This is a genomic window from Streptomyces sp. 3330, from assembly GCF_031456635.1.
Lineage (GTDB): Bacteria > Actinomycetota > Actinomycetes > Streptomycetales > Streptomycetaceae > Streptomyces.
This window is the reverse complement of the sequence record NZ_JAVDVA010000010.1, coordinates 229,881-251,483: the sequence shown is the minus strand read 5'-3', so window position 1 is coordinate 251,483 and position 21,603 is coordinate 229,881. Positions and strand designations below refer to the sequence as shown.

Annotated in this window: 15 protein-coding genes and 4 tRNA genes; 9 read left to right on the top strand and 10 right to left on the bottom strand. The window is 70.8% G+C overall.

Annotated elements, in window-relative coordinates; all coding sequences use genetic code 11:
• Positions 1 to 8 precede the first annotated feature (8 nt).
• The 5 genes from J2X68_RS19320 to J2X68_RS19300 all read right to left on the bottom strand — a co-directional run bounded on the left by J2X68_RS19320 (position 9) and on the right by J2X68_RS19300 (position 7,278).
• Entirely contained in the window at positions 9 to 3,095 is a 3,087-nt protein-coding gene (locus J2X68_RS19320) for a VCBS repeat-containing protein (RefSeq protein WP_310433777.1), read from the bottom strand.
• A 214-nt stretch (positions 3,096 to 3,309) separates the two neighbouring features.
• Complete coding sequence (locus tag J2X68_RS19315) at positions 3,310 to 5,616, bottom strand: DEAD/DEAH box helicase (protein WP_310433776.1); 2,307 nt, start codon at positions 5,614 to 5,616, stop codon at positions 3,310 to 3,312.
• Positions 5,617 to 5,820: 204 nt separating this feature from the next.
• Complete coding sequence (locus J2X68_RS19310; protein WP_310433775.1) at positions 5,821 to 6,216, bottom strand: hypothetical protein; 396 nt, start codon at positions 6,214 to 6,216, stop codon at positions 5,821 to 5,823.
• A 77-nt stretch (positions 6,217 to 6,293) separates the two neighbouring features.
• A complete protein-coding gene (locus J2X68_RS19305; RefSeq protein WP_310433774.1) occupies positions 6,294 to 6,830 on the bottom strand; it encodes a hypothetical protein in 537 nt (178 codons plus the stop codon).
• Between the two features lie 97 nt (positions 6,831 to 6,927).
• Entirely contained in the window at positions 6,928 to 7,278 is a 351-nt protein-coding gene (locus J2X68_RS19300) for a metallopeptidase family protein (RefSeq protein ID WP_310433773.1), read from the bottom strand.
• An 84-nt stretch (positions 7,279 to 7,362) separates the two neighbouring features.
• Here J2X68_RS19300 and J2X68_RS19295 point away from each other — a divergent pair, with 84 nt between their 5' ends.
• The 7 genes from J2X68_RS19295 to J2X68_RS19265 all read left to right on the top strand — a co-directional run bounded on the left by J2X68_RS19295 (position 7,363) and on the right by J2X68_RS19265 (position 14,049).
• Entirely contained in the window at positions 7,363 to 8,961 is a 1,599-nt protein-coding gene (locus J2X68_RS19295) for a metallophosphoesterase (RefSeq protein ID WP_310433772.1), read from the top strand.
• Between the two features lie 80 nt (positions 8,962 to 9,041).
• Positions 9,042 to 9,114: transfer RNA gene (locus J2X68_RS19290), tRNA-Glu, on the top strand.
• Between the two features lie 38 nt (positions 9,115 to 9,152).
• Positions 9,153 to 9,227, top strand: a tRNA-Asp gene (locus J2X68_RS19285).
• 24 nt (positions 9,228 to 9,251) lie between these two features.
• Positions 9,252 to 9,325, top strand: a tRNA-Phe gene (locus J2X68_RS19280).
• 115 nt (positions 9,326 to 9,440) lie between these two features.
• Positions 9,441 to 13,409, top strand: a complete 3,969-nt coding sequence (gene hrpA, locus J2X68_RS19275) for an ATP-dependent RNA helicase HrpA (protein WP_310433771.1) — start codon at positions 9,441 to 9,443, stop codon at positions 13,407 to 13,409.
• A 94-nt stretch (positions 13,410 to 13,503) separates the two neighbouring features.
• Positions 13,504 to 13,578, top strand: a tRNA-Asp gene (locus J2X68_RS19270).
• Positions 13,579 to 13,857: 279 nt separating this feature from the next.
• Complete coding sequence (locus J2X68_RS19265) at positions 13,858 to 14,049, top strand: DUF6274 family protein (RefSeq protein WP_310433770.1); 192 nt, start codon at positions 13,858 to 13,860, stop codon at positions 14,047 to 14,049.
• A gap of 489 nt (positions 14,050 to 14,538) precedes the next feature.
• Here the strand turns inward: J2X68_RS19265 and bldC are convergent, their stop codons facing one another.
• A complete protein-coding gene (bldC, locus tag J2X68_RS19260) occupies positions 14,539 to 14,745 on the bottom strand; it encodes a developmental transcriptional regulator BldC (protein WP_003949541.1) in 207 nt (68 codons plus the stop codon).
• A gap of 603 nt (positions 14,746 to 15,348) precedes the next feature.
• Positions 15,349 to 16,191: a hypothetical protein gene (locus J2X68_RS19255; RefSeq protein ID WP_310433769.1), complete on the bottom strand. Its 843-nt coding sequence runs from the start codon at positions 16,189 to 16,191 to the stop codon at positions 15,349 to 15,351.
• A 189-nt stretch (positions 16,192 to 16,380) separates the two neighbouring features.
• Between J2X68_RS19255 and J2X68_RS19250 the strand changes: the two genes are divergently transcribed.
• Together J2X68_RS19250 and J2X68_RS19245 are read left to right on the top strand one after the other, a co-directional pair.
• Positions 16,381 to 17,481 (top strand): Glu/Leu/Phe/Val dehydrogenase dimerization domain-containing protein, encoded by a 1,101-nt coding sequence (locus tag J2X68_RS19250; protein WP_310433768.1) that lies wholly within the window; start codon positions 16,381 to 16,383, stop codon positions 17,479 to 17,481.
• Between the two features lie 310 nt (positions 17,482 to 17,791).
• Positions 17,792 to 18,052, top strand: a complete 261-nt coding sequence (locus tag J2X68_RS19245; protein WP_020131270.1) for a DUF3073 domain-containing protein — start codon at positions 17,792 to 17,794, stop codon at positions 18,050 to 18,052.
• Between the two features lie 102 nt (positions 18,053 to 18,154).
• Here the strand turns inward: J2X68_RS19245 and purM are convergent, their stop codons facing one another.
• The 3 genes from purM to J2X68_RS19230 form a co-directional block, all read right to left on the bottom strand.
• Positions 18,155 to 19,246 carry a phosphoribosylformylglycinamidine cyclo-ligase gene (gene purM, locus J2X68_RS19240; protein WP_399040300.1) on the bottom strand — a complete coding sequence of 364 codons (1,092 nt, stop codon included), beginning with the start codon at positions 19,244 to 19,246 and terminating at the stop codon, positions 18,155 to 18,157.
• A gap of 51 nt (positions 19,247 to 19,297) precedes the next feature.
• A complete protein-coding gene (purF, locus tag J2X68_RS19235) occupies positions 19,298 to 20,824 on the bottom strand; it encodes an amidophosphoribosyltransferase (protein ID WP_310433766.1) in 1,527 nt (508 codons plus the stop codon).
• 254 nt (positions 20,825 to 21,078) lie between these two features.
• Positions 21,079 to 21,573 carry an META domain-containing protein gene (locus J2X68_RS19230; protein WP_310433765.1) on the bottom strand — a complete coding sequence of 165 codons (495 nt, stop codon included), beginning with the start codon at positions 21,571 to 21,573 and terminating at the stop codon, positions 21,079 to 21,081.
• Positions 21,574 to 21,603 lie beyond the last annotated feature (30 nt).

Here is a 21,603-nt window from a genome sequence, read left to right as displayed (position 1 = left end):
CAACTTGGCTAGAAAATGCCCTTGTAGTTCTGCCAGCCCGCGCCGATCTTGACCCGGGCCCCGAATGTGCCCGTCCCGGTGCCGGGCAGCCGGTACAGCCCGCCCGCGGTGTCCCGCACCACGAGGTCGGCCTTCCCGTCCCCCGTGATGTCCCCGGCCCCGGCGACCGCGTTGTAGGACGCGCCCCAGTTCGCGAACAGCTTCACCCGCGCCGTGAAGGTCCCCTTGCCGGTCCCGATGTAGCGGTACAGGTTGTTCGACTTGTCCTGGGCGATCAGATCGCCGACGCCGTCACCGTTGAGGTCCCCGACCCCGACGATCTTCTTGTACGTCTTCCAGTCGTCGTAGAGCTTCACGGGCGCCGCCAGCGTCCCGGCGGCCGTCCCCTTGTAGAGGTAGACCCGGCCGGTCGACGGGTTGCGGGCGATCAGGTCCGGGCGGCCGTCCTTCGTGACGTCACCCGGCGAGGTCAGGACGTCGAACTGGGTCCAGCCGCTCGTCCCGACGGTCGTGTACGGCGCCTTCGGCGACAACGCGGCACCGCAGCCCGTCCGGTACAGCCGCAGCGCCCCGCTGCTCAGCCGCACCAGAACGTCGTTGCAGTTGTCCCCGCTCAGGTCGCCGATGGGCACCGCCCTGATGCCGGCCGGCCAGCCGCTGCCGCTGACCTGGCCGGCGAACGTGCCCTGGCCCGTGCCCTGCTGGTAGGTCAGCACACCCGAGGAGGGCATGGTCAGGAGGTCGCCCGCACCGTCCGGCTTCGCTCCCGGCCCCACCCAGTCGTGGAACACGGCACTGCCGTTCACCTGGCGCAGGGTGCCCCGCACCTGGAGGGGCGCGCCGACGCCGTCGACGGGGCCGACGGTCAGGGTCCAGTCGTAGAAGCCGTTGGGAAGAGGCCTCACCCCGGAGGAATCGGTGGCGTTCCAGTCGACCTTCAGCGCACCGCGCACCGCCCCGCCGTCCGTGCCGCCGACGAGTTTGCCCGTCGCCTTGCTGCGCACGTCCAGGTCCCAGCTCGCGGCCGGTTTCGACAGCAGCACCGTCGTGAGGGTGCTGCTGCCGCGAGAGGTCTGGGACACGCTCTGGGCGGGCTCCAGCTGCCGCAGCGGCTGCTGCGGCACGCCCGAGGGCACCAGGTGCACCCGCTCCCGGTCGTCGACGTAGGCCGCGTTCGCCCCGGCCCTGTCGACGGTCCAGCGCAGGCCGCGCTGCGAGACGCCCGTGTCGGGCAGATCGCCGATGACCCGGCTCGCGGGGGCGCCGTCGGTCACCGTGGTGAGGACCAGCTTCCCGTCGCGCCTGTCGTGCGTGACGACGTACCCGTCGCCGAGGGCGGCCTCGTCGGCCGGCACCGGCACGGACTTCTTCGCCGTACGGTCGTAGACGCCCGCCCGCTCGTCGCAGGTCCAGTAGATCCAGCGTCCCAGCGCCTCGAGGTCGGTCGGGGTGCAGCCGGCGTCGGTGGTGACCGTCTCCGTGGTCCTCCCGGCCGTGAGGTCGTACGCCGTGAGGGTTCCCGGGGCCGTACCCGGGGTCCACAGGGTGTCGCCGGACAGGGCGGCGGCGCCGGGGGTGCGGGTGACGGTCGCGACACCGGTGCCGCCGACGCGGAAGACGTACTGCCGGGTGGCGCCCGTGTAGATCACGAACCGGCCGGAGACGTCCGTGAGGCGGCCGCCCTTCGGCAGATCGGAGCGCGTCCAGGAGTCGGACGCGTCGCCCGGCCCGTCGACTCTGATCCGGTCGTTGTCCGCGCCGTGTTCGACCCAGGCGATCCGCCCGTCGCCGGTCGGCCGGAACGCGGCGCAGTCGGGGTCGCCGTCCGCGCAGCCCGCGAGGGCGAAGTTCCACCGGTCGCCCGCGCCGAAGGCCGGGGTTCCGGTCGCGTCGACGGTCCGGGCGGTGACGGCCCGGGAGTCGGTGTACCGGTAGTCCGCGGCGATCAGGTTCCCGCCGCTCAGGGAGAGGCCCTGGATCTTCAACGCCGGTTTGGGCAGGGCTTTGACCTGGGTGACGACCGGGGTGCCGTCGGGGCCGGGCTGGATGCGCTGGACACCCCAGTCGTCGGTGGCGGCCGGGGTACGGCCCACGACGACGGCGGTGCCGTCGGCGACGTTGGCCATGCCCGCGAAGGACGAGGCAAGCAACGTGACGGTGGGACCGCCCGCGAGAGGCGTGGCGGTCACCGGCCCGTTGACACCGGGCTGTTGCACGATCCAGTCGCCCACGACGGCGAGGTCCTGCCCCGAATTCACGGCACCGGGGCCGCCCGGTGCGACCTCGACCGGTGCGGCGGACAGGTCGGCCGTGTCGTACACCAGGACGGTCGGGGTGTCGTGGCTGTACACGAGCAGGTGCTCGTCGGTCGCCTTCGCCCTGGCGTAGCCCGCGGGGACCGGCGGGGTCCACCCGGTGACCTGTCCGGTCGCGCGGTCGACCTGGACGATCAGGGACCCCCCGTCCTTCACGGCACCGAAGAACACCGCGTCCGCGTTCCCGCCGAGCGGGTTGCCCAGCCGCGTGCCCTCGGGGAGTCCGGTGACCGGTATGTCGCGCGTGGTGCCGTCGGTGTCCGGGAGCAGCAGGTGCTTCTGCCACTCCTCCGTGGTGCCGTCGGCCGCCTGCGTCTTCGCGACCACCAGGTCGGCGTAGGCGGCGATCACCACGGTGTCCTCGGACGGCGCCTGGACGGTACGGGTGGTGCCGTCGGCCGCGTTCCACAGCCGGACCCGGTCGGGGGTGCCGTCGCCGCCGTAGTAGAAGGCGAGCGTGTCACCGCCGGCCACCCCCCACGTGCGGTACCCGGTCGGCTTGACGACCTCGGTGGACGTGCCGTCCGAGTAGCGCGTCCAGACCAGCCCGGAGTTCTCCAGGGTGTGGAACACGCCCTGGCCGCCGGCCTCGACCTCCCCGTAGGGCCGCCATCCTCCGAACAGCGCGCCCTCCGTGTACGTGCTGCGCAACGCGGCCGGAACCACCGTCTCCTGTGGAGTGTCCGCGACCGCCGTCGACGGCAGCAGCGGGGTCAGTCCGGCCGCCAGGACGGCGGAGGCGGCGACGAGACGCAGACGTGCGGAGCCATGACGAGCCAAGAGGGTCCCTCCCCGGGAACGGAGACGGACGGGACCCGGCGCCTCTGGGCGTCCACGGTCCCCGGCCCCCCGGCCTTCACATCCGTCTCACAAGTCGGCTGATCCTACAGTCGGCCCGCAGCACGGGGGAAAGGGGTTACCCCGAACGCCGAGAACGCCGTGGCCCCCACCGGAATCCGGTGGGGGCCACGGCGTTCAGTCACCTGGGCCGGCGTCAGCCGTTGCGCTTCCAGCGCGGCTTGTCGTCACGGCGGCCGGCCGTGCCGGAGCCGGTGCCGGTGCCGCGGTGGTCGTCACGGCGGCCGAACGGGCGGTCGTGGCCGCCGGAGCGGAAGCCCGGGCGGTCGTCGCGACGGTCACGGTTGAACGGACGGTCGCTGCCACGGTGGGTCGACGGACGGTCGTCACGGCGGTCGCGGTTGAAGCCGCCCGACTGACGGTCGTCGCGGCGGAAGCCACCGGAGGGACGCTCGTCACGGCGGTCACGGCTGAAGCCGCCCGCGGGACGGTCGTCGCGGCGGAAGCCTCCGGAAGGACGCTCGTCACGGCGGTCGTCGCGGCGGTCGCGGTTGAAGCCGCCCGCGGGACGCTCGTCACGACGCTCGAAGGAACGGCCGCCACGGTCGTCACGGCCGGCGCCGCCACGGTCGTCACGGCGGTCGCGGTTGAAGCCGCCGCGGTCGTCACGACGCTCGAAGGAACGGCCACCGCGGTCGTCACGGCGGTCGTCACGGCGGAAGCCGCCACGGTCGCCGTCACGGCGGTCACGGTTGAAGCCGCCGCGGTCGTCACGGTTGAAGCCGCCGCGGTCGTCACGACGCTCGAAGGAACGGCCACCGCGGTCGTCACGGCGGTCGTCACGGCGCTCGTAGTTGCCCCGCTCGTCACGACGCTGACGCGGCTGCTCGTACGCGGGTCGCTCGGCGGGCTGCTCGGCGACCGCGGCCTCGGCCGGCGCCTCCGTCACGGTGTTCTGCTCGACGAGCGCCTCGGCGGCCGCGACGACGGCCGCCTCCGGGTCCTCGCCACGCTCGCGCGCCACGCGGGCCACCAGACGGTCGGCCTCCTCGCGCAGCTCGGTCGCCCGCCGCTGCGCGCGCTCCAGCTCCTTGGTGAGCTGGGCGACCTCGCGCTCGGCCTGCTGCGCCGCGTTGCCCGCGGACTCGGCCTGGACCTCGGTCATCGAACGGGCGCCGGTGATCTCGGCGACCTCCGGGTCGAAGGCCGCGCCGCCCTGGATGATGTGACGCCCGGCGTCGACGCCCGCGTCCTCCATCAGACGGAAGATCTGACGGCGCTGGTGCGGCAGCGAGAGCGAGACGACCGTGCCGGTGCGGCCGGCCCGCGCGGTGCGGCCCGCGCGGTGCAGGTAGTCCTTGTGGTCGCCGGCCGGGTCCACGTTGAGCACCAGGTCGATGCCGTCGACGTGGATACCGCGGGCGGCGACGTCGGTCGCGACGAGCGCGTTGACGTAACCGTCCTTGAAGTCCGCCAGCGTGCGGGTCCGCGCGCCCTGGGTCATGCCGCCGTGCAGCGCGTCCGCCTTCACACCGGAGTCGCGCAGCTGCTCGGCGATACGGTCGGCGCCGAGCTGGGTGCGGACGAAGATGATGGTGCGGCCCTTGCGGGAGGCGATCGCGGCGGTGACCGGCGCCTTGTCCTTGGGCTTCACGATCAGGATGTGGTGCGACATGGTCGTGACGTTGCCCTGGGCGCTGTCGACCTCGTGCGTGACCGGGTTGGTCAGGTAGCGCTTGACCAGCGTGGAGATCTCGTTCTCCATCGTGGCGGAGAACAGCATGCGCTGGCCGCCGGCCGGGATCTGGTCGAGCAGCTCGGTCACCTCGGGCAGGAAGCCCAGGTCGGACATCTGGTCGGCCTCGTCGAGGACGGCGATCTGCACGTTCTCGAGGGAGCAGGCGCCGCGGTTGATGATGTCGCGCAGGCGGCCCGGGGTGGCGACGAGGACGTCGACGCCGCGCTCCAGGGCGTAGATCTGGTTGCTCATCGACGTACCGCCGCAGACGACCTTCATCTTCAGGCCGAGGACGTCGCCGTAGGGCTGGAGCGCGTCCGCGACCTGCATCGCCAGCTCACGCGTGGGCGTGAGGATGACGGCGCGCGGCTTGCGCTTCTCGGTGTGTCCGCCGGCCAGCGTGGCCAGGGTGGGCAGACCGAAGGAGAGGGTCTTGCCGGAGCCGGTGCGGCCACGGCCGAGGATGTCCTTGCGGGCCAGGGCGTCCGGGATGGTCGCGGCCTGGATCGGGAAGGGGCTGGTCACGCCGTTCTGCGCGAGCTTGCGCACGACGCCCTCGGGGAGCCCGAGGTCGGCGAAGGTCAGTTCGGGGGTCTCGGGGGCCTCGGGCGTCTCGACGACGGCCTCGGCGGCCTCGACGGCCTCGACGATCTCGGCGACGACCTCGGCGGTGTCGACGGTCTCCGCGACCTCGATCGCCTCGAGGGTGATCGGCTCGTCGTTGTTCTCGGGCACGACGGAGTGATCAGTACTGGAAATGGACATGCGAATGCGAAACCTTCCGGAGTCTCAAGTCGGCACGCGCCCGTCAACTCCGTGTTCGCATTGCACTACGACCGCCTCTATGCGGTCAGCCACGGCAAGGGAGAGTACGCGCCACACGGCGCGCTCTGCGGTGGCGCCGGGCAAATGGGATCAAACGATCTACCACTATAAGCACCCTGGCCACCGAAGGCAAACCGAGCCACATCACCGCAGCTCAGCGACCACTTCGACGCGGCGCGAAGGTCCGCATCGAGAACCCACGGCGACGGCCCGCGCCGGCACCCCGCCGCACGATGCGCCGGGACCCTCCCGCAGATGTGCCGAGACCCACACCGGCGTGAGACAGCACACCGACCGGAGACAGCGCACGCCCCTGGGCACCAGACCGACCAAGGACGGCGCACGCGCCGGGAACAGCGAGCCGACCAGGAGCAGCACACCGACCGGGGACGGTGAGTCGACCAGGGGCAGCACACCGACCGGAAACGGTGAGTCGACCAGGGACAGCGCACCCGCCAGGAGCGGCGAGTCGACCAGGAGCAGCACACCGACCGGGGACGGTGAGTCGACCAGGAGCAGCGCGCGCCGAGGACAGCGCACGCGCCGCGAGAACAGGATCCGCCAGAAGACAGCGCAGCCGTCGGGAACAGCAAGCCCGCCGGTGGCCGCGCGCGGCTCTAGGCGGGTGACCCCGCCTCCGGCGCCGGTTCCCGGTCCAGCAGCTGCGCCGCCGCGCCGCCGTCGCCCTCGTGCGCCGAGGACGAGGGCTCGGCCACCGTCGGCTCCGGCGTGGGCGACGGCGGCTCCGGCGTGGGTGCGGGCGGCTCCGGGTCCGGCGAGCGGGTGGGTGCGGGCGGCTGCGCCCCGGTGGGCGTCGGCGCCCCCGGCTGCTCGCTCTGCCCCGGCCGCGCCGCCCCCGTCGGGGCCGGGGCGCTCCGGCCCGCGGACGGCGGGGCCGAGGCCGCCGCCGAGGCGCCCGCCCCACCCTTGGCGCCCTTCCCGTGCCCGTGCTTGCCGTCGCCGCCGGCGCCGCCGCCGAAGCCGCCGCCGGAGCCCGCCGAGATCCCGCCGCGGGCCTCATCGCCCGGATGCCCCGCCGAGTGCGACGGCTTGGCCCGGCCGCCCTCCTCGTGCCCCACGCTCATGCAGCCGGCGGCGGCGGCGACGGCCAGGACCGTCGCGGCCAGACGAACGGGTACGTACAAGGGGCGCACGGGGCCACCTCCGGGGCAGGCGTAAGGAGTCGGAGTGTCCAACTCCCGGCGCCCGCAAGAGGACACGCGCCGACGCGCGCCCCCTCTGCCGTACGGCTCAGCCGTAGCCGAGGGCGTGCAGCCGCGCGTCGTCGATGCCGAAGTGGTGGGCGATCTCGTGCACCACCGTGACCTCCGTCTCCGCGACGACCTCCTCCCGCGTCTTGCACATCCGCAGCGTCGGCCCCCGGTAGATCGTGATCCGGTCCGGCAGCACACCGGCGTACCACTCCCCGCGGTCGGTCAGCGGAGTCCCCTCGTACAGCCCGAGCAGCTCGGGATCGTCCGCCGTCGGTTCGTCCTCGACGAACACCGCGACGTTGTCCATCAGTCGCGTCAACTCCGGCGGGATCCGGTCCAGGGCCTCGGCGACCAGTTCCTCGAACTCCTCGCGCGTCATCTCCAGCACACGCCCATTGTCCGGTACGACGCGGCCGGGGGGAGGTCACGAACCGTCCGCATACAGACGCCCGGACCGGGGCATAGGGCACCAATGGTCCGTGCCCGTCTCCCCACCGCAGTCCTCAAGCGCCGCAAGCCCGCCAGGAGCCGGAACCCGGTCCCCGAACTCGCCGCCCGTCCCCGCCCCTGGGGCCGCGCTCTCGGCCTGACCGGTGTCGTCCTCGTCGGCGCCTGGCTCGGCCTGCTGATCGTGGGGGACGTCCGCGTGTCCGTCGGCCCCATGAACACGACGATGACCCTGCGCCCGTCGGTCACCGGCGGCACGAAGATCAACATCTCCCCGCTCGGCGCGTTGAGCCTGGACAGCCACATCGCCCCGGTGCGCCTCGACGTGAACGTGGACCAGCTCGACCCCGAGCGCTCCCAGGCCCTCGTCGACCACCCCGAACGCCTGTCCGGCCTCCAGGACGAGGTCGCCCGTGACATCGAGCACGGCACCCTCGACCTCGCGCTCCGCTCCTGCGTCGCCGTGGTCTCCGGCGCCACCGCGCTCGGACTCGCCGTCTACCGCCGCCCCCGCCGCGCCCTGGCCGCCGGCGGCCTCGCCCTGGCCCTGCTGGGCGCCTCGGGCGCGACCGCGTGGGCCACCTGGAACCCCGACTCGGTGCTGGAGCCGCGGTTCTCGGGCCTGCTGTCCTCCGCCCCCTCGCTCGTCGGCAACGCGCGCAGCATCGTCACCGAGTTCGACGTCTACCAGCAGGAGCTGGCCCGCCTGGTCACCAACGTGACCAAGCTCTACGACGTCACCTCCACGCTCCCCGCCTTCCAGCCCGACCCGACCACGGTCCGCGTCCTGCACGTGTCCGACATCCATCTGAACCCCGCGAGCTGGAAGATCATCGCCTCGCTCGTGGAGCAGTACAAGGTCGACGTGATCGTCGACTCCGGCGACACGATGGACCACGGCTCGGCGGCGGAGAACGGCTTCCTGGACCCCATCGCCACGCTGGGCGCTCCGTACGTCTGGGTCAGGGGCAACCACGACTCGCTCGTCACCCAGCGCTACCTGGAGGGCATGAAGAACGTGCACGTCCTGGACGACGGCCGCGCGGTCACCCTCGCCGGGCTGCGCTTCGCCGGCGTCGGCGACCCCCAGTTCACCCCCGACCGCTCCTCCGCGCCCGGCGCCGAGGAGTCCCAGGAGGAGGCGGGCGCCCGGCTGGCCCAGGCCCTGCGCGCCCAGCGGGACGCCGGAACCCCGGCGGACGTGGCCATCGCCCACGAGCCCTCCGCAGCCCGGGGCACGGACGGCGAGGTGCCCCTCGTCCTGGCGGGCCACCTCCACCACGAGGACACGGAGGTCATGCGGAAGGGCACGCGGTTGCGCGTCGAGGGCTCGACCGGCGGCAGCGGGCTGCGCGCCGTCGAGGGCAAGTACCCGGACCCCATCGAGGCGTCGATCCTCTACTTCGACCGCGACACCCGTCGCCTCCAGGCCTGGGACGAGATCAGACTCGGCGGCCTGGGTCTGACGACGGCCGAGGTCAGCCGCCACCTCCCGAAGGAGAACCTGCCCGGAGCCGCACCGTCCCCGAGCCCCTCTCCGACTCCCTCCCCGAGCCCGCCGCTCAGCCCCTCCGCCGGCCTGCCCGTCAGCCCCTCCGGAACCGCCTCCAGGGCCGCCCCGTAAACCGTTTTGGCGATACCCCCCGCCATCCCATATGCTCATGACGTCCCCGACGCGCTGAGAAGCGCCCAGGCGGGCCGATAGCCCTCATCGTCTAGCGGCCTAGGACGCCGCCCTTTCAAGGCGGTAGCACGGGTTCGAATCCCGTTGGGGGCACGCAACACCGTGTGCGACACTGTCGTACACAACAGCTGGGTCCTGTGGAGCAGTTTGGAGTGCTCGCCACCCTGTCAAGGTGGAGGCCGCGGGTTCAAATCCCGTCAGGACCGCTGAGGTTTCACGTGAAACCTCGTGGCTGGGTAGCTCAGTTGGTACGAGCGATCGCCTGAAAAGCGATAGGTCGCCGGTTCGACCCCGGCCCCAGCCACAAGAACGAAAACCCCCTCCGGGCGACCGGAGGGGGTTTTCGTCGCTGCGCGTCGGACGGGGCGGCCCAAAAGCACTCGCCCCTTCTTTCGCCGAGATGAGATCCTGGATCGCGTATGTCTACGCACCCCACTCCCGGCGCCTCCGCTCCGGGCACTCCCGCCCTCGGCGACCTCGCCCCCCGCCTGACCGAGCTGTCCCTGCGCGACGCGCACCGGCTCGGGCGCAGGCTCGAAGGCGCACGCAAGATCCGCAAGCCGGAGGCCCGGGCCGCCGTCCTCGCCGAGATCGAGGCGGAGGTCGCGCAGGTCGAGGAGCGGATGGCCCTGCGGCGCGGCCGGGTGCCCGCCGTCTCTTACCCCGAGCAGCTTCCGGTCAGCCAGAAGAAGGACGAGATCGCGGCCGCCATCCGCGATCACCAGGTCGTCATCGTGGCCGGTGAGACCGGGTCCGGCAAGACCACCCAGATCCCGAAGATCTGTCTGGAGCTGGGGCGCGGCGTGCGCGGCATGATCGGGCACACGCAGCCCCGCCGGATCGCCGCCCGCACGGTCGCGGAGCGGGTCGCGGAGGAGCTCGCCACGCCCCTCGGCGAGGCCGTCGGCTGGAAGGTGCGGTTCACCGACCAGGTGAACCCGGAGGCCACCTTCGTCAAGCTGATGACGGACGGCATCCTGCTCGCGGAGATCCAGACCGACCGCGAGCTGCGCGCGTACGACACGATCATCATCGACGAGGCCCACGAGCGGTCCCTCAACATCGACTTCCTGCTGGGCTATCTCGCCCAGCTGCTCCCCCGCCGCCCGGACCTCAAGGTCGTCATCACCTCGGCGACCATCGACCCGGAGCGTTTCTCGCGGCACTTCGGCGAGGCCCCCATCGTCGAGGTCAGCGGCCGCACGTACCCGGTGGAGGTCCGTTACCGGCCGCTCCTCGAAGAGGACTCCGAGGACGCCGACCGCGACCAGATCACCGCCATCACCGACGCCGTGGAAGAACTCATGGGCGAGGGGAAGGGCGACATCCTCGTCTTCCTCTCCGGTGAACGGGAGATCCGGGACACAGCCGACGCGCTGGAGAAGAAGAAGTACCGCTTCACGGAGGTGCTGCCCCTCTACGCCCGGCTGTCGCACGCCGAGCAGCACCGGGTCTTCCAGCAGCACACGGGCCGCAGGATCGTTCTGGCGACGAACGTGGCCGAGACGTCCCTGACCGTCCCCGGCATCAAGTACGTCATCGACCCCGGCTTCGCCCGTATCAGCCGCTACAGCCACCGCACCAAGGTCCAGCGGCTGCCGATCGAGCCGATCTCGCAGGCCAGCGCCAACCAGCGCAAGGGCCGCTGCGGCCGGACCAGCGACGGCATCTGCATCCGGCTGTACGACGAGGACGACTTCCTCGCCCGCCCGGAGTTCACGGACGCGGAGATCCTCCGGACGAACCTGGCCAGCGTCATCCTCCAGATGACCGCGGCGGGCCTCGGCGACATCGAGAAGTTCCCCTTCATCGACCCGCCGGACCACCGCAACATCCGCGACGGCGTGCAGCTGCTCCAGGAGCTGAACGCGCTGGACCCGGCCGAGAAGGACCCCCGCCGACGGCTCACCCAGACCGGCCGCAAGCTGGCCCAGCTGCCCGTCGACCCGCGCCTCGCCCGCATGGTCCTGGAGGCCGACAAGAACGGCTGTGTGCGCGAGGTCATGGTGATAGCCGCCGCGCTGTCCATCCAGGACCCGCGTGAGCGTCCGGCCGACAAGCAGACCCAGGCCGACCAGCAGCACGCCCGCTTCAAGGACGAGACCAGCGACTTCCTCGCCTATCTCAACCTGTGGCGGTACGTCCGCGAGCAGCAGAAGGAACGCGGCTCCTCCTCCTTCCGGCGTATGTGCAAGCAGGAGTACCTGAACTTCCTGCGCATCCGCGAGTGGCAGGACATCTACACGCAGCTCCGCACGGTCGCCAAGCAGATGGGCATCCATCTGAACGAGGAGGACGCGCCCGAGCAGAGTGTCCACGTCTCGCTCCTCGCCGGGCTGCTGTCGCACATCGGCATGAAGGACGTGAAGGACGGCAACAAGAACGAGTACCTGGGCGCGCGGAGCGCCAAGTTCGCGATCTTCCCGGGCTCGGCCCTCTTCAAGAAGCAGCCCCGCTTCGTGATGTCCGCCGAGCTGGTGGAGACCAGCCGCCTGTGGGCCCGCGTCAACGCGCGGATCGAGCCGGAGTGGGTCGAGCCGCTCGCCGGGCACCTGCTGAAGCGGACGTACAGCGAGCCACGCTGGGAGAAGGACCAAGCGGCCGTGATGGCCGACGAGAAGGTCACGCTGTACGGCGTCCCGATCATCGCCCAGCGGAAGGTCAACTACGGCCGGATCGACCCGGAGACCTCCCGCGACCTCTTCATCCGCAACGCGCTGGTCGAAGGCGACTGGCGCACGCACCACAAGTTCTTCGCCGACAACCGCCGGCTCCTCAGCGAGGTCGAGGAGCTGGAACACCGCGCCCGGCGCCGGGACATCGTGGTGGACGACGAGACGCTGTTCGACTTCTACGACCAGCGGGTGCCCGAACACGTCGTGTCCGGCGCGCACTTCGACTCATGGTGGAAGCGCAAACGGCACGAGACGCCCGACTACCTGGACTTCGAGCGGGAGATGCTCATCCGGGAGTCGGCGGAGGCCGTCACCAAGGCGGACTATCCGGACTCCTGGCGGCAGGGTCAGCTGAAGTTCCGGGTCACGTACCAGTTCGAGCCGGGCGCGGACGCGGACGGCGTGACCGTCCACATCCCGCTGCACGTCCTCAACCAGGTCACGGACGAGGGCTTCGACTGGCAGATCCCGGGTCTGCGGGAGCAGGTCGTCACGGAGCTGATCCGTTCCCTCCCCAAGCCGATCCGCCGCCACTACGTGCCGGCGCCGAACTTCGCGCAGCGCTTCCTGGACCGGGCGGTGCCCCTGCAGGAGCCGCTCACGACGACCATGGCGCGGGAGCTGAAGCGCATGGTCGGCGTCCCGTTCGAGGCCGACGACTTCGACTGGTCGCGGCTGCCCGACCATCTGAGGATCACCTTCCGGATCGTCGACGAGCGGCGCCGCAAGCTGGCCGAGGACAAGGACCTCGAGGCCCTGAAGCTCCGGCTGCGGCCGAAGGCGAGGCAGGCCATCTCGCAGGCGGCCGCGGCCACCGCCGAACGGCAGGGCGGCGAGTCCCTGGAGCGCTCGGGCCTGACGGACTGGACGATCGGCTCGCTCGTCCGCGTCTTCGAGACCCGCCGCGCGGGCCAGCCGGTGAAGGCGTACCCGGCGCTCGTCGACGACGGGGACACCGTGTCCGTGCGGCTGTTCGACACGGAGGCGGAGCAGGCGGAGGCGATGTGGAAGGGCACGCGACGGCTGATCCTGCGCACCATCCCGGTCAACCCGGCAAAGTTCGCATCCGAGAAGCTGACGAACGCCCAGAAGCTCGCGCTGTCCGCGAATCCGCACGGCTCGATCCAGGCCCTGTTCGACGACTGCGCGATGGCGGCGGCGGACCGGCTGATCGCCGACTTCGGCGGTCCGGTCTGGGACGAGGAGTCGTACCGGAAGCTCTACGACAAGGTGCGCGCGGAGATCGTCGACACGACGGTGCGGACGGTCGGGCAGGTGCAGCAGGTCCTGGCGGCCTGGCAGGCCTGTGAGCGCCGCCTGAAGGGCGTACGCAGCCCCGTGCTGCTCGCGAACCTGGCGGACGTGCGCAAGCAGCTGGACGCCCTCGTCAAACCCGGCTTCGTGACCTGGGCGGGGCTGCGCCGCCTGCCCGACCTCATGCGCTACCTGGTGGCCGCGGACCGGCGTCTGCAGCAGATGCCGACCGGCGTCCAGCGGGACACCAGCCGTATGGAGAAGGTCCACGAGATGCAGGACGAGTACGCGTGGCTGCTGGAGCAGCTGCCGCAGGGCCGGCCGGTTCCCCAGCAGGTGCTGGACATCCGCTGGATGATCGAGGAGCTGCGGGTCAGCTATTTCGCCCACGCGCTGGGCACGGCGTACCCGGTCTCCGACAAGCGGATCGTGAAGGCGATCGACGCGCTGGCTCCGTGACGACGCCCGCACGGAGGGTGAGTTCGACCGGCGGGCTCACCCTCCTGTACAGTCCTTCTCGCAGCGCAACGCAACATCAAGTGCCGCAAAACCTGGTCCTGTGGAGCAGTTTGGAGTGCTCGCCACCCTGTCAAGGTGGAGGCCGCGGGTTCAAATCCCGTCAGGACCGCAGTGAACGAAGCGAGGCCCGCTTCCCGTCGAGGGAAGCGGGCCTCGCTCGTGTCGTGACCTGCGTCGACCCGCCGGCCGGCCGATCCGGGCGGTGGTCGCGCCGGCGGCACGGCCGCGGCGGGGGCGGGGCGGATCCCGCCAGGACGACGACGAAGCGGAGCCCGGATCTTCGGATCCGGGCTCCGCACGTTGTCCGCCGCTCTCTTGACGCCGCCACCTTCCGCCGGTACCCCAGAAGCCAGGGCCCGTTCCCGCGTGGCCCCGACGGAGGTGGGGCATGGCGGCATCGGTCAGGCACGAGACGCGGGCACTGCTTCGCGCGCACCTGTCGGCCGCGACCCCCTACCGGCACCTGACCCGCCACTGTCCGATCTGCCACCGGTTGCTGCGACTGGCGATGGACGGCCCTCCACAGCCCACGGAGGCCCCGGAAGGGGCCGTGGAGGGCGAGAGCCCCCCGGCCGCGTGAATCCGCGCCCTCGCGGCCTTCGGCCACGTCCTCGCGCGCACGCGCGTCCGTCAACGGCCTTGTCCACGTGGGGTACTGGAACCTGAGCCTCCTCTAGCGCACACGGGACAGAGGCAACAAGGCTCCTGGCATGTGACGGGAGTCACGGCATGAGTTTTGGCAACCCGGGTTCTTACCCGGCTCCTACAACTGGTCAATTTTATATGTGCAATTGCACCACTCCGGAGGATGCCCCCCGGAACCCTCCCAGAGCCTCCTCAGACTCCGACAAGGCCGCTCACAGAGCCACCTGATACGACCCGTCGAGCGCTCTCGAGCCGCCTCAAGCGCACAAAAAAGATCGCGCTGGACCCGGCGGAGTCCAGCGCGATCGACGACGTTCCCGGTGGGCGAGGGGCCTGTTGGGGCAGGACCCACGTCGCTTGGAGCTAGGTTTCGGGCGTCCGAACAGGTTGGGGGACCTGACGTGTTGCCCGGTTATTCACTTGTTCAGGCCTCGCTGCGCTGCTGCGGAATGCCCGCAAGCAGTGCGCGTACCTCGGCCTCGCGATAACGGCGGTGTCCGCCGAGCGTACGGATCGACGTGAGCTTGCCGGCCTTCGCCCACCGTGTGACCGTCTTGGGGTCGACACGGAACATGGTGGCGACCTCAGCCGGGGTCAGCAGCGGCTCAGCATCAGGGGTGCGAGCGGTCATGAGCGGCCTCCTCGGGAGAACCGAACCTTCTCGGTTCTTTCCTCTAAATTCTGCACCTTGACCCGCGTTGCCCGAAATGGCGGACGCGAGTCGAGTCGGTTATAGGACGAACGGCTTGTCCTCGGCACTACAACTACACCATCTGTCCAGCCGCGTCGGCCAAACCGATGGAATTGCCCCCCAGGTGTTCATCGGCGACGGAAGCCGATGGACCATGCCATAGCGGACAGTCACGCCACTGTGACGATCAGTCACAGGGCGATCAGGAGGCATCAGACCCCCCAAAGCGCTGCAATGCTGAGATTTCCCCCCACGGTGGAGCATAAGCAGGCGGACGGAGCCCTCCCCGGACTCCTTGTCCTATTTTGGCACGAGGAGGGGCAAGCGACGCAAGGGCCGTGTACGTGCGTTCCGTCACCCTTGCGACATAAGCCCGGATCGGGACCTACGTCCCGTCAGTTCCGTGAAGTGCGGTTGACCGTACGCTGTTCCACTGCTTCACGGCCGTGACGTAGGTCACTAATGAAAGCGCTGTCGCATCTGTCACATCGTCAGATCACAGCGATCGCGTGCAGTCGGCGGCCGGGAGCGCCCACGGCGGCCTCAGTTCGCCGAGCGCCGCTCCCGCACCGAACGCCACCGCTCCACGAGGCGCGCGTACGCCTCGCCCGCCGCCGCGCCGTCACCGGTCCGCAGCGCCTCGATGCCCTCGGCCACGTCCCTCGCCGAGTGATCGTCCTCCAGATCACCGGCCGGCAGCACGTGCACCAGACCGCCGTAATCCAGTTCCACCAGCGAACGCGGATGGAACTCCTCCAGCCAGCGACCCACGTCCAGCAGGCCCTCGGCGAGCGGTCCGCCGTCCATGGTGTCCTTCAGCGTCCGCAGCGACCGGGCCACCCTGCGCCGCGCCTGCACCATCGGTGTGCGGTAGCGCAGCACGGGCGCCGTCTCCGCCGTCCCCTTCTCGTACTCCCGCTCCTCGTCGGAGACGAGCACGAACCAGTTCAGGGGCACCTGCCAGACCGCCGTACGGATCCAGGGGCGGGCGTCGGGGTGGTGTTCCCGCCACCGCTCGTGGTCCTTGGCGGCCTCCAGCCGCACGACCTCGGGCAGCGCCGCCTCCAGGACCGGCCGGGGCAGTTCCTCGGCCGTTTCCTCCAGGGCCAGCCAGCCGCGCAGCCGGGTGCGCCAGGGGCAGACGCAGAGGATTCCGTCCACCTGGGCAAGGAACGCGTCGCCGCTCTCGTGCACGGGCACCGCGACCGGCGGGGTGGGCAGCAGGTCGGCCAGCGAGCGGCGCAGCTCGTCCTGGTAGGAGGGGAGCTCGGGGCGGGCGGCGTAGCGCGCCCAGTGGGTGCGCTCGGGCTCGGAGAAGGCGGCCAGCGGTTCGTACACACGCAGATAGACCGCGTACGGGACGATCACCGAGGACACCTTGGGCACGCCTGCTCCCTCCCCCTTCGGCCGATCGGGAAACCCTGCGAATCGTCCCACGGGGGTACTCCGGGAGAAGGTGATCCCCGACACTGCGGGAGCGGCGGGCCACGCAGGCTCTACTCTCAGTCCACAGGCCCCGCCACCCTTACGGTGCCTCCGTCCCGACCCGCCGCTAGATACCCGGGAGTCACCACAGTGACCGACGTTTCCGGCGCACCTGCTGATGTACTGCACACCCTGTTCCACTCGGATCAGGGCGGTCATGAGCAAGTCGTGCTCTGCCAGGACCGCGCCAGCGGCCTCAAGGCCGTCATCGCGCTCCACTCCACCGCGCTGGGCCCCGCCCTCGGCGGTACCCGCTTCTACCCGTACGCGACCGAGGCGGAGGCCGTCGCCGACGCGCTGAACCTCGCGCGCGGGATGTCGTACAAGAACGCCATGGCCGGTCTGGACCACGGCGGCGGCAAGGCCGTGATCATCGGCGATCCCGACACGATCAAGACCGAGGCGCTGCTGCTCGCGTACGGCCGTTTCGTGGCCTCGCTCGGCGGCCGGTACGTGACCGCCTGCGACGTCGGCACCTATGTCGCCGACATGGACGTCGTGGCGCGCGAGTGCCGCTGGACGACCGGCCGCTCGCCGGAGAACGGCGGGGCGGGCGACTCGTCCGTGCTGACCGCCTTCGGCGTCTACCAGGGCATGCGGGCCTCCGCGCAGCACCTGTGGGGCGACCCGTCGCTGCGGGGCCGCACGGTCGGCATCGCGGGCGTCGGCAAGGTCGGCCACCACCTGGTGGAGCACCTGCTGGCGGAGGGCGCCCGGGTCGTGATCACGGACGTCCGCCGCGAGGCCGTGGAGCGCATCGCCGCCAAGCACCCCTCGGTGGGTGTGGTCGCCGACACCGAGCGCCTGATCGAGCTCGACGGGCTCGACATCTACGCGCCCTGCGCGCTCGGCGGTGCGCTGAGCGACGACTCCGTGCCGGTGCTGACCGCGAAGATCGTCTGCGGCGCGGCCAACAACCAGCTCGCCCACCCGGGTGTGGAGAAGGACCTCGCCGACCGCGGGATTCTCTACGCGCCGGACTACGTGGTGAACGCCGGCGGGGTCATCCAGGTCGCCGACGAGCTGCACGGCTTCGACTTCGACCGGTGCAAGGCGAAGGCCGCGAAGATCTTCGACACCACGCTCGCCATCTTCGCACGTGCGAAGGCGGACGGGATTCCGCCGGCCGCGGCGGCCGACCGGATCGCCGAGCAGCGCATGCACGAGGCCGCCCAGGCGCGCGGCTGGTGACCCTCCCGTAGGGCTCCGCGGCGCCCTGTCCGGAGGTTTCGCCGGTACCGCCGGGAGGAAAGTTGGAGAGAACTCTCACTCTTCCCGGCGGGTCGGCCGCCGATAAGTGGTTAAAATCGCCACTGACCAGCGAGGACGGGGCGACCGAAAGGTGCTGCGCACACGCGCGTGCTACGGGCGACGTACCGTACGGGCGTGGGCTCAGGTACCGTGGGAGCCCTACGACGGGCTCTCCACGGAGAGACCGTCCTGGATCATGAACGCGTGTCAACCTGGGGCCGTCGAGCCCCGTCGTTGAGGGGGTCGAGCCATGGGGCGCGGCCGGGCCAAGGCCAAGCAAGCGAAGGTCGCCCGCCAGCTGAAGTACAACAGCGGCGGGACAGATCTCTCACGCCTGGCCGAAGAGCTGGGCGCATCGCCATCGAATATTCCGCCGAATGGTGAGCCATTCGAGGACGATGACGATGACGATGAGCAAGACGACGACCCGTACGCACGGTACGCCGAGCTGTACGGGGACGACGACGAGGATGACGGCGAGGATTCCTCGCAACACCGTCGCGGCGCTTGACCTTGTACTGAGCATCCGCCCGGTCGGTGACTTCGGTCACCGACCGGGTCTTGTGCTGCCTGCACGGTTGCGGCCCTGCCCGGTCGCGGGCCCGCCCGGTGCTCAGCCGGCGTAGTCGCCGACCAGCTCCGCGCCCGTGGTGTGCTCGCCGCGTTCGGTGATCTCGCCGGCGACCCAGGCCTCCAGGCCGCGGTCGGCCAGCGTCGCCAGGGCGACGTCCGTGGACTCCTCGGGCACGATCGCCATCATGCCGACGCCCATGTTCAGGGTCTTCTCCAGCTCCAGGCGCTCGACGGAGCCGGTCCTGCCGACCAGGTCGAAGATCGGGGCCGGGGTCCAGGTGGAGCGGTCCACGACGGCGTGCAGCCCGTCCGGGATCACCCGGGCCAGGTTGGCCGCGAGGCCGCCGCCGGTGATGTGCGAGAAGGCGTGGACGTCCGTCGTGCGGGTGAGCGCCAGGCAGTCCAGCGAGTAGATCTTGGTGGGCTCCAGGAGTTCCTCGCCGAGAGTGCGGCCGAGCTCGTCGACGCGCGCCTCCAGGGACAGCCCGGCCTGCTTCAGCAGGACGTGCCGGACCAGGGAGTACCCGTTCGAGTGGAGACCGGAGGCCGCCATGGCGATCACCGTGTCACCCGTGCGGATGCGATCCGGGCCGAGCAGCCGGTCGGCCTCCACGACGCCCGTACCGGCGCCGGCCACGTCGAAGTCGTCCTCGCCCAGCAGACCCGGGTGTTCGGCCGTCTCGCCGCCGACCAGGGCGCAGCCGGCGAGCACACAGCCCTCGGCGATGCCCTTGACGATGGCGGCGACCCGCTCGGGGTGGACCTTGCCGACGCAGATGTAGTCGGTCATGAACAGCGGCTCGGCGCCGCACACCACGATGTCGTCCATGACCATCGCGACCAGGTCGTGGCCGATGGTGTCGTACACGCCCAGCCGGCGGGCGATGTCCACCTTCGTCCCGACGCCGTCGGTCGCGGAGGCGAGCAGCGGACGCTCGAAGCGCTTGAGGGCGGAGGCGTCGAAGAGGCCGGCGAAGCCGCCGAGGCCACCGAGGACCTCGGGGCGCTGCGTCTTCTTCACCCACTCCTTCATCAGCTCCACGGCGCGGTCGCCCGCGTCGATGTCGACTCCGGCGGCCGCGTAGGACGCGCCGGAGGCACTGCCCGCGGCCGGAGGGGACTGATCAGACACAGAAGACATTGCCTGGGATCTTTCGGGTTGGTGAAACGGGGCTCTGCGGCGCTACGGGCGACGGATGGCGTCAGCCGCGGCCGTGGCTGCGGGACCCGCGGCCAGCTCGGTCTCCAGGAGCTGCTTGCCGAGCAGCTCGGGGTCCGGGAGCTCCATCGGGTACTCGCCGTCGAAGCAGGCGCGGCAGAGATTCGGCTTGGCGATGGTGGTCGCCTCGATCATGCCGTCGATGGAGATGTAGGAGAGGGAGTCGGCGCCGAGGGAGGTGCCGATCTCGTCGATGGTCATGCCGTTGGCGATCAGCTCCGCGCGCGTGGCGAAGTCGATGCCGAAGAAGCAGGGCCACTTCACGGGCGGCGAGGAGATCCGGATGTGGACCTCGGCCGCGCCGGCCTCGCGGAGCATGCGGACCAGGGCCCGCTGGGTGTTGCCGCGCACGATCGAGTCGTCGACGACGACCAGGCGCTTGCCCTTGATGACTTCCTTCAGCGGGTTCAGCTTGAGCCGGATACCGAGCTGGCGGATGGTCTGCGAGGGCTGGATGAACGTCCGGCCGACGTACGCGTTCTTCACGAGACCCGCGCCGAAGGGGATGCCGGAGGCCTCGGCGTAGCCGATGGCGGCCGGGGTGCCGGATTCCGGGGTCGCTATCACCAGGTCGGCTTCGACCGGCGCTTCCTTGGCCAGCTTGCGGCCCATCTCCACGCGGGAGAGGTACACGTTCCGGCCGGCGATGTCGGTGTCCGGGCGGGCCAGGTACACGTACTCGAAGACGCAGCCCTTGGGCTTCGCTTCCGCGAACCGGGAGGTCCGCAGTCCGTTCTCGTCGATGGCGATGAACTCGCCGGGCTCGATCTCACGGACGTAGGCGGCGCCGCAGATGTCGAGGGCGGCGGACTCGGAGGCGACCACCCAGCCGCGCTCCAGACGGCCGAGGACCAGCGGACGGATGCCCTGCGGGTCACGGCCGGCGTAGAGGGTGTGCTCGTCCATGAAGACGAGCGAGAAGGCACCCTTGACCTGGGGCAGGACCTGGTGGGCCGCCTCTTCGATGGTCAGCGGCTTGCCGTCCTCGTCGACCTGGGCCGCGAGCAGCGCGGTGAGCAGGTCGGTGTCGTTGGTCGCCGCGACGCGCGGGCTGCGGCCTTCCTGCTTGGGCAGGTCGGCGACCATCTCGGCGAGCTGGGCGGTGTTGACGAGGTTGCCGTTGTGACCGAGCGCGATCGAGCCGTGCGCGGTGGCACGGAACGTCGGCTGGGCGTTCTCCCACACGGAGGCTCCGGTGGTCGAGTAGCGGGCGTGTCCGACCGCGATATGACCCTGGAGCGAACCGAGCGAGGTCTCGTCGAAGACCTGGGACACGAGGCCCATGTCCTTGAAGACGAGGATCTGGGAACCGTTGCTGACCGCGATCCCCGCGGATTCCTGACCTCGATGCTGGAGGGCGTAGAGCCCGAAGTAAGTGAGCTTGGCGACCTCTTCACCGGGAGCCCAGACTCCGAAGACGCCGCAAGCGTCCTGGGGGCCTTTCTCGCCGGGGAGCAGATCATGACTGAGTCGACCGTCACCACGTGGCACGCCACCGAGTGTAGGCGAGATCGACCACTGGTCCGAATTGGGGATACTCGCCGGTAACTCGATCACGCGCCGGTCGACACCCCCGTGATCGACTCATTTCCGCAGGTCAATGGCCGGATATGGTGATCCATTGGACGCCTGGGCGTGCCCCTGGGGCGCTCGCCCGGGCGTCCGTTCCGCGGGTGCGAGTGAGGTGTCGCACATCATCGGGGGCGGGCGGCGCGGCTCACCGGACCCGGCGAGCCGCCCGGAGGTCATTTCCTCGTCAGCAGGACCTGATCGCCGTCGGCCGTGGCGAGCGTCAGCGTGCTGCCGTCGACCTCGGTGCTGAGGGCTCCCTCGGCGAGGGTGCCGGCCAGCGTGCGCTCGAAGTCCATGGGCTGGTCCGCGCAGGCCATCCTGGTCGACCTGGCGTCGCTGAACCGGACGCGGTCGCCCTCGACGGCGGCCTTCGCGGTGAAGTTGTTGCAGCCGTAACTGCCCGCCGCCTTGCCGTCGCGGATCTCGACGTGCGCGCCGGCCGGGGCGCGATGGGTGGTCCCGTCCACCGTGACGCTGTCGACGTTCCACCGGACGCCGGTGACGGGCTGCTCGGCGCTCACCGCCCCGCTGCCGGGCCGCTCACCGCCCGCCTTCTCGCTGCCGCAGGCCGCGGCGAGCGGGACGAGCAGGACCGCCGCGGCCGCGGTCGCGGTCAGCGTCCTGCGCTGCTTGGACGCGTGCGTGGGGCTGTGCCTCTGCCTGTACATGCCGCTTCGACGGGACAGGTGGGGCGGGCG